The following is a 14,892-nucleotide window of genomic DNA, read 5'->3' on the forward strand; positions in this document are numbered from 1 at the left end:
AACTCCAGTCGGTGAACGATCGAGAGACTGCCGAACGACAGCCACACACCGAATATAGAACACGTTCCAAAACCGGAACAGGATTCAGCTGATCAGTCCCATTCGCTGCGAGATCCACGTCAGCTCCTGCTCGACGCCGGCCGACCACACCGAAAAGCTGTGACCACCGGGAAGCTCGAGATACCTGGCGTCCATTCCGGCCGCTTTGGCCGCTTCGTACACCTTTTGCTGACCGGGCTTGAACTCATTGTCATCTGTTCCGACGACGAACACTCCGCCCGAGTTCGGGAACTTCCGAGTCGCCAGCAGGTCCATCGGATTCACCTTCACGAACGCCGCTTCGTCGCCGCCGAATATCTCGTCGACGGTTCGCTGTCGGTCACCGAGCGAAGGCTCCAATTGACCGGACAGATCGAGGAATGTCGGGTACACCTCGGGGTAATTGGTCGCCATCTGCAGTGAGCAGGTGCCACCGTAGGAGAGCCCGCCGATTGCCCACGCTCGCGGATTCGTGTCGATCTGGAACGCATTCGCCACCGCAGCGGGCAAGTCCTTTGCCAGATACGTGCCGACCTTGCCCTGTGACGAGTCGGTGCACAGCGGATTGGCCATCTGCGACCCTGTTCCATCGGCTATCACGACGACTGGAGCCAACCCCTCGTGATCTCGTGCAAAGGCATCCATTGTCGCGGTCAGCTTTCCGCCCTGGAGCCAGTCCTCGGGCTTGCCAGGCTGACCTGCCATGAGCACGAGCACGGGAAGAAGCGGACGCGGATTGGTGAAGTACGACGGCGGCAGATACACCTGCGCGTCGCGCGCGGAGAATCCTGAAATCGTCCCGGGGACAGGCAAAGTCGTGACCCGTCCGCGAATCGGCATGCCCTCCGGCGCTTTCCACACAGTGTCGGTGGGATCGCCGGTGACAACAGGATCGGTCGGACCGGGAACTTCACTGAGTGAGATGCGGTCGAAATCGTCGTGTCCGAACGCAATTCCCACAGTCGGATACGCGGCGAAAACCAGATTGATCTGCGTCGCGGCAGTGATGACGACCAGAACCGTCGCGATCACGGACAGGAGCGCTTTCGCGACGGTTCCGCCCGCCTTGATTCGCGGCCCGAGAAGTAGCAGCGCGTAGATACCGAGACCGATCCACACGTAGATCGACATCTCGATGGGATCGGGGAACGGCACGATCACCTTTTCGACGGTGATCCACACGGCGATCATGATCACCAGCGCAATCAGCCCCGCGATCGGCACCGCTCTGCGGTAGTACCAGCGCACGTTCGAACCGAGCAGCCACACGCCACCCAGGACCCCAAGGACAGTCAGGATCACCGGCAGCGGTCCCGAGATCAAACTGATTCGGTAGAGCCAGTCCACGTCAAACCTCTCGCGCGTAGAAATGTCGCACGCACGAGGCTAGACGACGACGCTAGTACTCTGTATCAGGTGACATTCATCAAGGTCTGTGGCCTACGCGACGTTGACACGGTCGACCTCACGGTGGGCCTGGGCGTCGACGCCATCGGTTTCGTCTTCGCCGAGAGCGTCCGCAAAGTCGACCCCACACTCGCAGTCGCTCTGCTCGCGCGAGTTCCCGATCACATCCGTGCAATCGGAGTCTTTCTCGGCAACCCGATCGGACAGATCCTCGAGATCGCGAAGATCACCGGGCTTCGCACCGTACAGGTTCACGATCTTGTCGACGCCGAGCAAGTGCAGCGGCTGCACGATGCCGGCCTCACCGTCATCCGCGCGGTCGTCTCCAGCAACGTCCGCGACGGTTACAATCTCGACCTCGGCGAGGACGAACTCCTGATCGACGGCGCAGACGCCGGATCAGGGGTGCCGTGGAACTGGGCCCAACAGCAATCGCGCCCGCAAGGCAAGTGGATCCTGGCGGGCGGACTGTCCCCGGACAACGTTCGCGACGCACTCGATGCCACCGGAGCCTGGGGCGTCGACGTCTCCAGCGGCGTCGAATCCTCCCGCGGCGTCAAGGACCACGCGTTGATCGAGAAGTTCGTGAGCGCTGTCCGCCAGACCGATCACTCGAAATAGGACGCGTAGTCACTGAAAGCGACTTGACCGGTGGGACTCGCTTTCACGGCGTCGGCAACGGCAGGCGGAATGGGAGCCCAGTGCGCAGGCATGGCCGCCGCCAGTGACGGCTTCAAGATGTAGAGCAGTGCGAAGTTCACTATCCAGAGCGGCGGTGCCATCGACATGCCGACTTCCGAATTCACATCGCCTTTGGTGTTGGCCACCAGCTGCGCTGCTCCCGAAATCTGTTGCGCTGCAAATCCGTAGACTGCCTGCACCGTGTATGCCGACTGATAGAGCGCAATCAGAGTGTGCGTTGCACCGTTGTTGCGCAACCAGGTGCCCACGAAACCGGCAGGGGCGATCAGCGTATTCACCTGTCGCGTCGGCGCATCCGCGTTGGCCGGACTCTCCAGCAATCCGTCGGGATTCACGTACAACCCGTAACTGGCCAGAACCGACGGCGTAGTGCCGGAATAGAGGGGCCGCCCGTTCGTATTGGTGAGAATCCGGGCGCATTCGTCGATCACCTCGGCATCCTCGAGATTGCCACCGACCCCACCACCGGCCATGAGGTCGCGATACTGCTCCTCGGTCAAAGCGTCGGCTGGCTCGAGTCCGATCTGCGCGGCAATCTCTTCCGCAGTCTGCTGACCGAGTGGCTGGTTGAGTTGATCCGGAGTAGTCATCTGCGTGGGCGCGACGCTCTCGTAGACCGGTGCCCCGGCAAAAGGGATCACGAACCCGGTATCGACATTCTCTGCAACCGGTTGCGCGCCGGCCATCTGAGTGGTGGCAAACGAAAGTACGCACACCCCAACCAAAGCCAGAACCGAGACGGTCCCGCGATGAGACCGTGCTCGGTGAGATTCTTGTCCACGTCTACAGCCCTCGCCTGAGAAAGCCTTGCCTGCAATTCCATTGCCGCGCATAGGTCAACCTCCCGGGACACAGTCCGGCGAATCAACTCGAGCTTGCATCTCAGTCAAACGCTGTGACCAGCGCCGTGTCAAGACACTGGTCAGGTCGAGGCACAGCGACAGCTCGCTCGATACAGGCGACAGCTCGCCCGCTACAGTGATGCTTCCATCTGAAGTGACCTCACCCCATTTGAATTGCAGGACATCTCTGGAGGCGAGCAGTGTCTGACAAGCGCGGGACCGTATTGATCACCGGTGTCGGTCGGAGCAAGTCGATCGGAGCGAGCCTCGCATTGGGCCTTGCCGAGGATGGTTGGGATCTGGCTATCGGCTACTGGGAGCCTTACGACGAACGCGTCGGGTTCGGGCGCGGAGCGCACGATCCGCAAGACATTGCCGAGAAGTGTCGCGCACTCGGAAGCCGTGTCGACCTCGTTCCTGGAGATCTGGCCTCGCCCGACGTGGCCGATCAGCTCGTTGACGCTGCCGCAGCGCGGAACGACCTCCGTGGGCTGGTGCTCTCACATTGCGAAAGCGTCGACAGCTCGATCCTCGATACCACCGTCGAGAGCTGGGAACGACATTTCGCCGTCAACACTCGCGCCTCCTGGCTGCTGATCAAAGCGTTCGCTGAACGGCTTCCGGAACAGCGCGACGTCAGTCAGGTGGCCGGGCGGATCATCGCACTCACCAGCGACCATGCGGCCCACAATCTTCCGTACGGGGCCAGCAAGGGCGCTCTCGACCGCATCGTCATCGCCGCCGCAGTCGAACTTGGATCACGCGGCATACGAGCCAACGTCGTCAACCCAGGACCTATCGACACAGGATGGATGACACCCGAGATCAGACAGGCCACAACCCTCCAGACTCCTGCCGGCCGGCTGGGTACTCCCGGCGACACTGCAAACCTCGTTCGGTTTCTGATGTCCGACGCCGGAGGCTGGATTACGGGACAACTCCTTCACTCCAACGGCGGATTCAGTACGAACTGAGCCTTGGCCGGACTCAGTTCAGGCTTTGTAGGTCGGTAGCGTCTGCCCGAGCCTCTTACCCATTTCGGCAGCCAAAGCCGCGAGCCCGCTGGCCGGACGCACCATGACCTCGAAATCGACGATCTTGCCGTCCTCGTCGAATTCGACCATGTCGATTCCCTTGAGACTCTTGTCGCCGATGTTCGCACTGAATTCGAGCACGACCTGTCGACCGTTGGCTCCGGCGAACTGACGGTGGTACTCGAAGTTCTCGAACACCTGGATCACCGTATTGAGAATGAGCACAACGGCATCCGCGGACTGGTACGGCTTGAATCCCGTGGGCGATCGGAACTGCGCGTCGGGCGCGACGATCGTCGGTAGCGCCGACAGATCGCCGGTTTCGATCATGGTGTGCCACAACTTCAGTGCAGCTTCGACTTTCGGTTCGAGCGTCAATTCCGTGCTCATGCTTCTACCCTTCCCTCGACGTTACCTGCCGCTTGATCTACCGGCACTTGACTTGCGACGGACCACGCACTCAACACAGTTCGCACCCCGGTCACGAGTTGCAACGGCTGATCGATCATGACGTGATGTCCGGCTTCGGGAATCTCCGCCACGATGGCCTCCGTTCCGAACAATCCGCGCATGTGCTCCATGAGTCGATCGGACACGATGCCGTTCTCGGCTCGGAAATAGGCTACGCGGCAACGTGGTTCGCTGTCGAGGACATCTTCGGCGCCTACTCGGAGAAAGAAATTCGGATCGAACTTCCACGACCAACCGCCCTCGACTTCCTCCATCGACGTGGCCGCCACATGGTCACGCACCGCAGGCAGACCCGAATCCTGCGGCGGAACGAAGCGGAAACGGCCCATCGCGTCTTCCCTGGTGGGATAAACCTTCTTGGGGCCGAACGCATTCTGGCGTCGAGCCGCCTCCTCTTCGGGCGTACGCGCCTTGAGCGGAGAATCGATGATGACAACCCCGTCCAACAGTTCGCCATGCAGATGCGAGGCCACGAAAGAAACAATCCCACCCATACTGTGCCCCACCAGAATCGGCTTGCCGTCGATTCCCCCGGCCTCGGCCGCCGCCAGCACCTCGCGAGCCCACTGGGACATCGCGTAGGCGTCGCGAGTGTCACTGTCGCCGTGGCCCGTCAAGTCGAGAGCGACGACGCGGCGCCCCTCGGCGAACTGCGGCGCAATGTGATCCCACCAGCGACTGTGGGCTGCGCCGCCGTGAATCAGCACGATTCCCGGCCCCGCCGGCCCCCAAGCCCGAAAGTGCACCGAGGCACCCTCGACCTCCACCGACCCCGTCTCGACCGGCGCTGCCAACGCCCGAGTGAACCAACCAGGCGCGTCTTCGACCACATTGCTCATCGATCGAACATACATAGTCGTCAATCGGTTCATCCAACTCTTCCCAGTTCGTGATCCATCACCTATATTGAATCCGGCCTCAAGTTCAATTCGTTTCGCCGAAGGGGAGAGATGACCAACCGCCAAGTACGCCTCGCCGCCCGCCCGACAGGACTTCCCGACGCTTCCACCTGGGAATACGTCGATGCCGAGATCCCGTCCGCCGGACCGGGCGAGTTTGTCGTCAAGGTCGAATACCTCTCCCTCGACCCCGCGATGCGCGGTTGGCTCAACGACGTCAAGTCGTACGTTCCGCCGGTCAAGCTCGGTTCCGTCATGCGCGCCCACGGCGTCGGACGCATCACCGAATCACAGCACCCCGATTACCAGGTCGGGGACATCGTGGCCGGATCCTTCGGCGCTTCCGAGTACGGCGTTTCCGACGGTACAGACGTCACTCGGGTCGACGAATCGATCGCTCCCCTACCGACCTGGCTCGGCGCTCTCGGTTTCCCCGGCGTCACTGCGTATTTCGGATTACTCGACGTCGGAAAGCTGAAAGACGGTGACACCGTCGTCGTGTCCGGTGCCGCGGGTGCGGTCGGCAGTCTGGTCGGCCAGATCGCAAAGCTTCACGGATGCAAGGTCATCGGCATCGCCGGCGGTCCGGAGAAGTGCGCGTGGCTCACCGAGGACCTCGGCTTCGATGTCGCCATCGACTACAAGAACGAATCCGTATACAAGGCGCTCAAGTCCAACGCTCCCGACGGTATCGACGTGTACTTCGACAACGTCGGCGGAGAAATTCTCGACGCCGCTCTCTCCCGTCTGCGCCTCGGAGCTCGGGTGGTCATCTGCGGCGCCATCGCGGGCTACAACGCCACCGAACCTCAGCCAGGCCCTGCTCACTACCTGTCACTTCTCGTCAACCGCGCCACGATGGCCGGCTTCGTGGTCTTCGACTACCTCGATCGCTACGCAGAAGCACAAGAGCAGATCGGAAAGTGGATCAAGAGTGGCGAATTGACTGCTCGCGAGCACGTCGTCGACGGCGGTATCGACGCGTTCGGCGACAGCCTCAATCTTCTCTTCGCCGGAGCGAACACCGGAAAGCTGGTCTTGAAGGTCAGCTGAGTCGGCCACACACGCAGATCGGCCACCGGTATTCCGGTGGCCGATTCGCTTGGGTCAACTGACTCCGGACGGAGTGGGAACGCTGTCCTCCCCCAACCGCGGCGGGGCCGACCGATAGGTTGCCGGCGTGCCGCTCATCCGAATCGGATTGGCTACCTGCCGAGTCGGTGCATCGCGACGCGGGTCGTCGATGGACACCACCGGATCGAGATTCAGCCGTTCCGCCAGCGCTATCGCGTCGGCGATGTCGTTGAGAGGCCCACACGGAACACCTCGCTCGGTCAGTGCCTCGAACCACGAGTCCGCAGAGCCCTTGGCCAATGCAGCAGTGACGGCGTCGAACAGTTCTTCTCGATGCGCAACCCTGTCGCTGTTGGACGCGAAACGCGCATCAGCGGCAAGTTCGGAAACTCCGAGAACCTCTGTCAACGAACTGAATTGCCGATCATTGCCGACCGCGAGGACCAGCGGACGGTCCGCGGTGTCGAATACCTCGTATGGTGCGATGCTCGGATGCCGGTTGCCCATTGCCTGCGGCACCACGCCCGCGGCCACGTAGCCGGACGACTGGTTGGCCAGTGCGGACAGCAACGAGGACAACAGATTGACCTCGACGTGCTGCCCTTCGCCTGTGCGATCGCGATGGCGCAGCGCTGCAAGGATTCCCACGCTGGCATGCAGGCCGGTGATGACGTCGACCACCGCGACACCGACCTTGGTGGGAGTCTTGGGATCGGGTCCGGTGATACTCATCAATCCGCCGACCGCCTGAATCAACAGGTCGTATCCCGGCAGAGAGTTGTTGCCACCGAAGCCGCTGATCGAGCAGTAGACCGCACGCGGATTCATTTCTCGGACAGCGTCGTAGCCCAGCCCCAGACGGTCCATCGTTCCCGGCAGGAAGTTCTGCACCACGACGTCCGCATTGCGAACCAGCTCGCGTGCACTCTCCAGATCCTCGCGCTCGCGCAGGTCCAGAGTGACCGACTTCTTGTTACGGTTCACCGACAGAAAGTAGCTCGACTCGTCCCCCACCCACGGTGGGCCCCAGCTGCGAGTGTCGTCCCCGACACCCGGCCGCTCGATCTTGACGACCTCGGCACCCAGGTCGGCGAGAATCATCGTGGCGTACGGACCGGCGAGGACGCGGCCGAAATCAGCGATCACCAACCCGTCGAGCGCTCCGACAGCGTCTGCCGTCACCGGAAAGCTTCTTCACCGGTGAGAGCGCGGCCGATCACGAGCTGGTGAACCTCGGACGTGCCCTCGTAGGTGAGAACGGATTCGAGGTTGTTGGCGTGCCGGATCACGGGGTACTCGAGCGTGATGCCGTTGGCGCCCAGAATGGTTCGGCATTCACGGGCGATCTTGATGGCCTCGCGGACATTGTTGAGCTTGCCGGTGCTGACCTGCTCGGGGCGAACCGTCCCGGCGTCCTTGAGGCGCCCGAGGTGGATGGCGAGCAACTGCCCCTTGCCCAATTCGACTGCCATGTCGGCGATCTTGGCCTGGGTGATCTGATACGCGGCGAGCGACTTGTCGAAGACCTTGCGATCACGTGCATATGAGATCGCAGTCTCGAGGCAGTCACGTGCTGCACCCATTGCCCCGAAGATGATGCCGAAGCGTGCCTCGTTGAGGCAGCCGAGCGGGCCGGACAGTCCGCGAGCCTTGGGCAGCATCGCCGAGGCAGGCAGACGCACGTCCTCGAGCACCAGTTCCGAGGTGACCGACGCCCGGAGCGACATCTTGTTCTTGATCTCGGGGGCGGAGAATCCCGGAGTGTCGGTGGGAACGACAAATCCGCGCACGCCGTCGTCGGTTCGAGCCCAGACCACGGCGACGTCCGCGATGGAGCCGTTGGTGATCCACATCTTGGTGCCGTTGAGGATCCAGTCGTCGCCGTCGCGCTTGGCGTTGGTTCGCATACCGCCGGGGTTGGATCCGAAATCGGGTTCCGTGAGACCGAAGCAGCCGATGGCTTCACCCGCCGCCATTCGCGGGAGCCATTCTTCCTTCTGCTCTTCACTTCCGTTGTGGTGGATCGCGAACATGGCGAGCGAGCCCTGGACCGAGACGAGGCTGCGAATGCCCGAATCGACAGCTTCGAGTTCCTGGCAGGCCAACCCGTACGCCGTGGCGCTCATCCCGGCACAGCCGTAGCCCTCGAGGTGCATGCCCAGTACGCCGAGCGCGCCCAGTTCCTTTGCCAGCTCACGAGCCGGCAGTGCTGCCGCTTCGAACCATTCACCTACGTGCGGGCGAATGCGATCGTCGACCATCTTGCGGACCGTGTCGCGGATCGCGATCTCCTCGGCGTCCAGCAGGGTGTCGATGGCAAAAAGCTCGGACAGGGACTGCGGCGTGGTCACGGGGCCTCCAGTGTTCTCGGGCGCAATCCTTTGCGAGAACGATTGCGCAATCGTTTGCATCGCCTAGAGTAGAGCCCGGTTGCGCACCCGTCAATCCCCGAACTGCCGACCGACACCGAACCAACTCAGAACCGACGCAGACCAGGAGCCACGACGCAGATGACGCCCGATCCGTCGAACCGCAGCAACGGCCGTCCGCCGACGCTGCGCGAAATCGCCGACCAGGCCGGGGTCCACATCTCGACGGCGTCGCGGGTCCTCCGTCAGCCCGAGCCCGCCGACGGTTGGTCCGACTCCGCACTCCGAGTTCGTCAGGTTGCCGAGGAACTCGGTTACCAACCGAACCTGTGGGCGGCCAGCCTGCGTACCCGCAAGACCACCACTATCGGCGTCGTGATGCCGAGACTGACAGACGTTGTAGTGGCCACCATGTTCCAAGGCATCGAGGAAGCCGCCACCGCAGCCGGGTACTCCGTCTTGCTCTCCAGCCCGCCCGACGATCTGGAAGCGCAACGCAAAGCGGTCGAGTTCCTGGTGAGCCGACAGGTCGACGGTCTCATGCTGAGCAGCATCCACCTGCCGGGTACCGATTTCGTCGACTCGCTCCCCCTGCGCTCACTGCCGATCCTGCTGCTGAACCGGCACATCGACTCGGCGACGTCATCCGTCAACCGAAGCCTTCCCTTTGTCAGCGGCGACGACCGCCTCGGCGGCTACCTCGCGGGGAGGCATCTACTGGACTGCGGCTATCGCGATCTCGGAGTGATCGCGGGGCCGGATCACGCCAGCACGTCGCGGGAACGCGTCGCGGGTTTCCGCGACGCCCTGACCGAAGCCGGTCTGGAACTGCCGCCGAACCGAATAGTGGCGTCCGAGTTCGAAGTTCAAGGGGGCGTCGATGCGGCGGCCACACTGCTCAGCGGGAACACGCGCCCTGACGCCGTTTTCACGGTGAGCGACACCATCGCGATCGGCGTACTCGGTGTGGCCCGTGATCTCGGGTTGAGCATTCCCGACAATCTTGCGTTGGTCGGCTACAACGACATTCCGGTTGTCTCCCAACTCCCGGTGCCCCTGACGACGGTCAGGTCCCCCGCTCGAAAGATCGGTGCGACCGGGCTCGAGCACCTACTCGCACTGATCTCCGGCAAGAACGTCGAATCCGTGAAACTTCCCGTCGAACTGATCGCGCGAGCCTCCACCAGAAAGCCTGCCAGTCACAAACTCTGAGCAGCTACCAGACCTGAGATTCGTCGATGCCCAACTGTCGCGCGTAACCGGAGTTGAGTGCGTCCCAGCCGTACTCGCGCGCCCGTTCACCCACGATCGGCCCGAAGGGCTCGCCTGCCAGAAGGGCATCGAGTACGTCGAAGCACAGATGCCACCCCGCAGCGAGCGCCGACGCCATCCCCTCGGCGCGCGACCTCTGCGTCAGCACGACGCGGGTACCGCCTTCGATCGGGGTCAGGTCCCACACCAATTCGTCCGGGCCCCACTCGTGTTCGAGCCGCCGAGTGGTCTCCACGACGTGAACGGTGACCGGCAGCGACATTTCGGGGGCGCCGTCCTCGGTGAGCATGGTGATCACCGCATCACCGGTACGGCTCAGATTCCGATCGGCGGTGTACGGCGTCCATTGCGCCAACATCTCCGGGTCGGTGATCGCCTCCCACACCTTCTCGACGGAATACGGCAGCACCCGAGGAAAGCTGACGACTGTGTCGTCACCGTCGACGCTCACCGTGACGTCGGACAGGGCACTGGGCTGATACGGCTGGGCACTCATGGTTCGATCTCACCAGGAACCACCGACACGGGCAACCGCCCGCTCGGCGTTCAGAACGCAAACACCGCCGATGCGGCCGCGATTGTCTCCTCCACCACCGGAAATTTCACCACGGACAAGTCGTGTCGAGCTCCTTCGAACTCCACCAGACGCGTCGCGGCGGGAATCAAGGCGAGTGCTGCCCGCATCTCCTCCGTTGTCGCGAACTCGTCCTTCGATCCGTGGACGACAACGGTCGGTGTGTTCAGGTCGGGCAGGTGTTCGGTTCTGAGCTTCTCGGGCTTCTTCGGTGGATGCAGTGGATAGGAGAGTAGGACCAGGCCGTCGGCAAGTCCCGGGTTCTCCACCGCAAGCATCGACGCCTGCCGACCGCCGTACGAATGTCCGCCGAGCAGAACGGGTCCGGGCACCGAGTAGTCCTTGCGAACAGCAGCAATCACCTCGGCAATGCCCGCGCGATCCTCTGCAGCACGCGACGGATGCGGAGGCCCCGAAGCTCGACGCACCCGAAACGCGAGATCGAAGCGCAGAACTTGCACTCCTGCCGCAGCAAAGCCGTCGGCAACAGCACGCAACAGCACGGTGTCGCAGTTACTTCCCGCGCCGTGAGTCAGTGCAAGCGTGGCGACGGGCGACGCGAAGGACACAGATGCAGGTCGATGAAGGAAACCGTGCACCGCACCTTCGTCGACCGTTTCGACAGTAGTCATGGACGCATCCTTGTCCGGCCCGCTCGGGCCTGTTCGACCGCGGCAGTCATGCTGCCCTCGTAAACCGGACCGTGTCCGGGAAACAGCACGCCGGCAGGTGCAGCGGCGATATTGTCCAACGCCTGGTCGGTCGCTTCACGGTCATGATTGAAGGGGCACACCAGAAACTGTGGTCCGGCGACGCTCGACGTCGCGTGTCCGGTCACCAGAGCGTCACCCGACGCGATCACTCCTGCGTCGGGAACAAGGTAAGCGCTGTGGCCGTCGGTATGCCCATGAGTGGGAATCGGCACGATCCGACCGGGAACGTCCAGCGCACCACCGGACGCAAAGGACTGTGCCCGAGGCAGTTCCGCACCTTTCAACGCGCCGACTCCGATCACGTCGCGAAGCCATTTCGGAGCACCTCGCCGCCACAACAGCAACGGAACTCCGGCCGGCGACAACTGTTGCAGATACTCCCTCTTCGCATGAGGCACTTCCAACGGATCCATCAGGACCGGAACTTCGAGCCGAGTCACGATGTCCGCGATCCCACCGATGTGATCGATGTGCGCGTGAGTGACGAGAATTGCCCGAACATCCCCGAGCTGGTGACCGATCTGTTCGATCGAGCGTTCGACGTCGGTGCCGTTGGCCGGATATCCGCCGTCGATCAAGGTCAGATCGGACCCCTCTTCGACCAGGACCCAATTGGCGTGACCGCACCGAACCAGATGTGTGTTCTCGATCTGCGTGATCGACAGTGCCGCAGTAGTCATGCTTGGTAGTCTGCGCCACGTGTCGGAATCCGTGAAGCAGGCCAGCAGCCGCAGCATTCGAGATCGCGCCGAAGCATCCTTGGTGGCAGCCGCATTCGCACTGCCCAGCGCGGTGAAACGTCGAATCACCGGACCACCCGTCGTCATCGAGGGCAACACGCTCGACGCCGACGCACACCTTCTGCTCACGCTCGCGAGGACGCGGCCACTCCCCTCGCATTCAGCCGATCCCCAGTCACTCGCCGCTGCTCGCGCCAATCTCACCCGAACCGCGATCATGATGGGCGGCAGGCCCACGCCCGTCCACACCGAGGAGATCTCCGTTTCGGGTGCCGACGGCCCGCTTCGCGCCCGGCTCTACGTCCCGACAGCCGACACCGGCGCTCTGCTCGTCTACTTCCACGGCGGCGGGTGGGTACAGGGCAGCATCGAATCCCACGATGCCCCGTGCCGCCTGTTGGCCGAAACCTCCGGCGCACGGGTCATCTCGGTCGACTACCGGCTCTCACCCGAATTCGCTTTCCCCACACCGGTACACGATGCCTACGCCGCCTACCTCGATATCGTCGACCGCGCCGACGAGTTCTGCGCAGACCCGACGCGCATCGCTGTCGGGGGCGACAGCGCGGGCGGGCATCTTTCCGCAACGGTCGCGCTGCGTGCCCGCGACGACGGCAAGACCCCACCGGCGGCGCAGCTGTTGATCTACCCCGCGACCGACTTTCACGAGAAGGCCCCCTCGCGAACGACGTTCGGTGAAGGTTTCTTCCTGACCGAGGCCAACATGAACTTCTACGAGTCCAGCTTCCTCGGCAGCAATGCCGATCGACTCGATCCGATGGTGTCGCCGCTACGCGCCCCCGACGCGACCGGACTGCCGCCGGCCATCGTGATCACGGCGGGATTCGATCCACTCCGGGACGAAGGCGAAGCCTACGCAGCTCGATTGCGCGACAACGGTGTTCACGTGACCGATCGACGCTATCGCGGGTTCATCCACGGCTTCGTCAACGTTCTGGGACCGAGCGTGGGTTCGCGCACCGCCGTCGCCGAGATCGGCGGAATGCTCCGCGTTCTACTCACCCACCCAGCAAAATCTCCCGCAACGTATCCACCAGCGGATCAACCGGCAGCTCAGGGCTGATCGCACGCTGTAGCCCCAAACCGATTCCGACGCTGAGTATGCGCAGTGCCGCGGCGTTCGGGTCCAGTGCCGGCGTCACGCCGTTGGACTCGGCAAGATGTTGCACCACTCCGGCAATCAATCCGCGCACCTGATCGGCACCCGTCGCGATCTTTTCGCGGATCTCTTCGCTGTGCCGCGATCGCACCGAGAACTCGACTTCGAGCAACGTCCATCTCTTGTCCCCGATGGTTCGCTCGGCCCATCGCGCGAACTCGGCCACCGCGTCGTCGAGCGTCGAATTGGCTCCGAGCTGTGAGGTGATCTCGCCGACCTTGGTCAACCTGATTCGGCCGAGCACCTCGGCGCACAACTCGTCCTTGTTCTTGAAGTTCGAGTACACCGCACCTTTGGAATAACCGGCATCCTCGGCGATCTGATCGAGCGACGCGGCGGCGTACCCGCGATCGAGGAAATGTTCGACGGCCGTCGCCAACAAGGTCTCGCGGGTCATCGCCTGCGCTTCCTGCCTGGTCAATCGCGCCATCGGAACCTCCTCGCGGTTCTGAGTATCGAGATTCCAACGGTAGCCGAATACCGGAAGCGCACCGCAGGCGCACTCCCGAAACCCAAATTTGGGGTACCCACGTTATTCAGATACTGATAGTCTCCGAAATATGACTTCAGAAGTGAGCGGCACCACCGCGCCCGGGTCCGGACGACACAGCGCGCCTAGACGGGGATTGGCAATCGGATGCGGCGGCACCCTCGGCTTCGCCTGGACCGTTGCTGCCCTCGCCTCGGTTCGGGACGCCCTCGACTGGGATCCCCGCGAAGCCACCGCCATCATCGGCACGTCCGCCGGAGCCGAGTTCGTGACAATGCTCGGCAGCGGAGTCGGCGTCGACGAGTTGGTAGCCATGCAACTCGGAGAGCCCGCCGCACGTCCCGAACTCCTCGCCCACACAGCATCGGCGCCCGGAAGAATCCCGCCACTTCCGAGTTTGGGGATCGGCAATCCACGACTGGTGACGCGTCGAGATCTTCCCGTTCTGAGCCGGATGAGCGGTATCGCACCGCGTGGTGGCGGCGACCCGTCCTGGCTCACCACGCTCGCCGAATCTCTTGCCCCTGGCGATTCGTGGCTCCCACATCCGTGCGCGTACATGGTATCCATGGACTACAGAACCGGGCGACGGGTCGCGTTCGGGGCACAGGGGGCTCCGAAAGCGACAGTCGGTGAAGCGCTTCGAGCGTCTTGGGCGATTCCCGGCTGGTTCCCACCTGTCACCATCGACGGCGTCAGGTACATCGACGGCGGCGCGGCGTCCACGGCATCGGTAGACCTCCTGCTCCCCCTCGAACTCGACGAGCTGGTTGTACTGGCGCCCATGGCATCTCGAACACTGAAGCCGGCGCGCGGCGCCGCCCGTATCGAACGCGGCGCCCTGCGGAACTCCATGTCCAAGGGCCTCGACCGGGAAATCGAACTGGTGCGCGCTGCGGGAACCAGGGTCTTGCGCATAGACGCCACCGACGACGATCTCGCCGTCATGGGCGCCAACTTCATGGACGGCCGACGGCGGCTCGCCACCTTCGAATCATCCCTACGTACAACACGTGCGAGCGTGAAACGCGAACTCGATGCGCGCCCGTTCCACTCCACCCCGTCCCACCAGTGAAAGCGCAGACT

General features: G+C 63.1%; 16 protein-coding genes. 6 read left to right on the plus strand and 10 right to left on the minus strand.

The features are described 5' to 3' along the window. Window positions 1–84: 84 nt before the first annotated feature. Entirely contained in the window at window positions 85–1,386 is a 1,302-nt protein-coding gene (locus tag QRN54_RS11645) for an alpha/beta hydrolase (protein WP_030535234.1), read from the minus strand. Window positions 1,387–1,455: 69 nt separating this feature from the next. Between QRN54_RS11645 and QRN54_RS11650 the strand changes: the two genes are divergently transcribed. Beyond that, entirely contained in the window at window positions 1,456–2,067 is a 612-nt protein-coding gene (locus tag QRN54_RS11650; protein ID WP_058037744.1) for a phosphoribosylanthranilate isomerase, read from the plus strand. Here the strand turns inward: QRN54_RS11650 and QRN54_RS11655 are convergent. Continuing rightward, window positions 2,055–2,981: a hypothetical protein gene (locus QRN54_RS11655; protein WP_218695847.1), complete on the minus strand. Its 927-nt coding sequence runs from the start codon at window positions 2,979–2,981 to the stop codon at window positions 2,055–2,057. The genes QRN54_RS11650 and QRN54_RS11655 overlap by 13 nt on opposite strands. A 209-nt stretch (window positions 2,982–3,190) precedes the next feature. Between QRN54_RS11655 and QRN54_RS11660 the strand changes: the two genes are divergently transcribed. Continuing rightward, window positions 3,191–3,964 carry an SDR family oxidoreductase gene (locus tag QRN54_RS11660; protein WP_221741861.1) on the plus strand — a complete coding sequence of 258 codons (774 nt, stop codon included), beginning with the start codon at window positions 3,191–3,193 and terminating at the stop codon, window positions 3,962–3,964. 18 nt (window positions 3,965–3,982) lie between these two features. Here QRN54_RS11660 and QRN54_RS11665 read toward each other — a convergent pair whose 3' ends face one another. Next, window positions 3,983–4,414: a nuclear transport factor 2 family protein gene (locus QRN54_RS11665; protein WP_003940510.1), complete on the minus strand. Its 432-nt coding sequence runs from the start codon at window positions 4,412–4,414 to the stop codon at window positions 3,983–3,985. Beyond that, complete coding sequence (locus QRN54_RS11670) at window positions 4,411–5,334, minus strand: alpha/beta fold hydrolase (protein ID WP_058037741.1); 924 nt, start codon at window positions 5,332–5,334, stop codon at window positions 4,411–4,413. The genes QRN54_RS11665 and QRN54_RS11670 overlap by 4 nt, the downstream gene beginning before the upstream one ends. Window positions 5,335–5,445: 111 nt before the next feature. Here QRN54_RS11670 and QRN54_RS11675 point away from each other — a divergent pair, with 111 nt between their 5' ends. Continuing rightward, entirely contained in the window at window positions 5,446–6,447 is a 1,002-nt protein-coding gene (locus tag QRN54_RS11675) for an NADP-dependent oxidoreductase (RefSeq protein ID WP_003939765.1), read from the plus strand. A gap of 54 nt (window positions 6,448–6,501) precedes the next feature. On the opposite strand, the gene QRN54_RS11680 is transcribed toward QRN54_RS11675, so the two are convergent. Together QRN54_RS11680 and QRN54_RS11685 are read right to left on the minus strand one after the other, a co-directional pair. After that, window positions 6,502–7,650 carry a CaiB/BaiF CoA transferase family protein gene (locus tag QRN54_RS11680; protein WP_003939934.1) on the minus strand — a complete coding sequence of 383 codons (1,149 nt, stop codon included), beginning with the start codon at window positions 7,648–7,650 and terminating at the stop codon, window positions 6,502–6,504. Further along, window positions 7,647–8,819 (minus strand): acyl-CoA dehydrogenase family protein, encoded by a 1,173-nt coding sequence (locus QRN54_RS11685; protein ID WP_003939770.1) that lies wholly within the window; start codon window positions 8,817–8,819, stop codon window positions 7,647–7,649. Before QRN54_RS11685 ends, QRN54_RS11680 begins: the two co-directional genes overlap by 4 nt. 159 nt (window positions 8,820–8,978) lie before the next feature. On the opposite strand from QRN54_RS11685, the gene QRN54_RS11690 reads away from it, so the two are divergent. Beyond that, window positions 8,979–10,049, plus strand: a complete 1,071-nt coding sequence (locus QRN54_RS11690; RefSeq protein ID WP_285182049.1) for a LacI family DNA-binding transcriptional regulator — start codon at window positions 8,979–8,981, stop codon at window positions 10,047–10,049. 4 nt (window positions 10,050–10,053) lie between these two features. On the opposite strand, the gene QRN54_RS11695 is transcribed toward QRN54_RS11690, so the two are convergent. The 3 genes from QRN54_RS11695 to QRN54_RS11705 are packed head-to-tail and all read right to left on the minus strand — an operon-like array spanning window position 10,054 to window position 12,076. Then, entirely contained in the window at window positions 10,054–10,605 is a 552-nt protein-coding gene (locus QRN54_RS11695) for an SRPBCC family protein (RefSeq protein ID WP_003940599.1), read from the minus strand. Between the two features lie 50 nt (window positions 10,606–10,655). Beyond that, a complete protein-coding gene (locus QRN54_RS11700) occupies window positions 10,656–11,315 on the minus strand; it encodes an alpha/beta hydrolase family protein (RefSeq protein WP_054187712.1) in 660 nt (219 codons plus the stop codon). Then, a complete protein-coding gene (locus QRN54_RS11705; RefSeq protein WP_003940355.1) occupies window positions 11,312–12,076 on the minus strand; it encodes an MBL fold metallo-hydrolase in 765 nt (254 codons plus the stop codon). Before QRN54_RS11705 ends, QRN54_RS11700 begins: the two co-directional genes overlap by 4 nt. A 19-nt stretch (window positions 12,077–12,095) precedes the next feature. Between QRN54_RS11705 and QRN54_RS11710 the strand changes: the two genes are divergently transcribed. Continuing rightward, the gene (locus tag QRN54_RS11710; RefSeq protein WP_256519831.1) at window positions 12,096–13,220 is read left to right on the plus strand and encodes an alpha/beta hydrolase; all 1,125 of its coding nucleotides are present in this window, start codon (window positions 12,096–12,098) and stop codon (window positions 13,218–13,220) included. Here QRN54_RS11710 and QRN54_RS11715 read toward each other — a convergent pair. Further along, window positions 13,156–13,746 (minus strand): TetR/AcrR family transcriptional regulator, encoded by a 591-nt coding sequence (locus QRN54_RS11715; RefSeq protein WP_030535226.1) that lies wholly within the window; start codon window positions 13,744–13,746, stop codon window positions 13,156–13,158. The genes QRN54_RS11710 and QRN54_RS11715 overlap by 65 nt on opposite strands. A gap of 130 nt (window positions 13,747–13,876) precedes the next feature. On the opposite strand from QRN54_RS11715, the gene QRN54_RS11720 reads away from it, so the two are divergent. After that, complete coding sequence (locus tag QRN54_RS11720; RefSeq protein ID WP_285182050.1) at window positions 13,877–14,881, plus strand: patatin-like phospholipase family protein; 1,005 nt, start codon at window positions 13,877–13,879, stop codon at window positions 14,879–14,881. Window positions 14,882–14,892: the final 11 nt, after the last annotated feature.

It is taken from the genome of Rhodococcus sp. MEB032 (assembly GCF_030208925.1).
GTDB lineage: Bacteria > Actinomycetota > Actinomycetes > Mycobacteriales > Mycobacteriaceae > Rhodococcus_F > Rhodococcus_F qingshengii.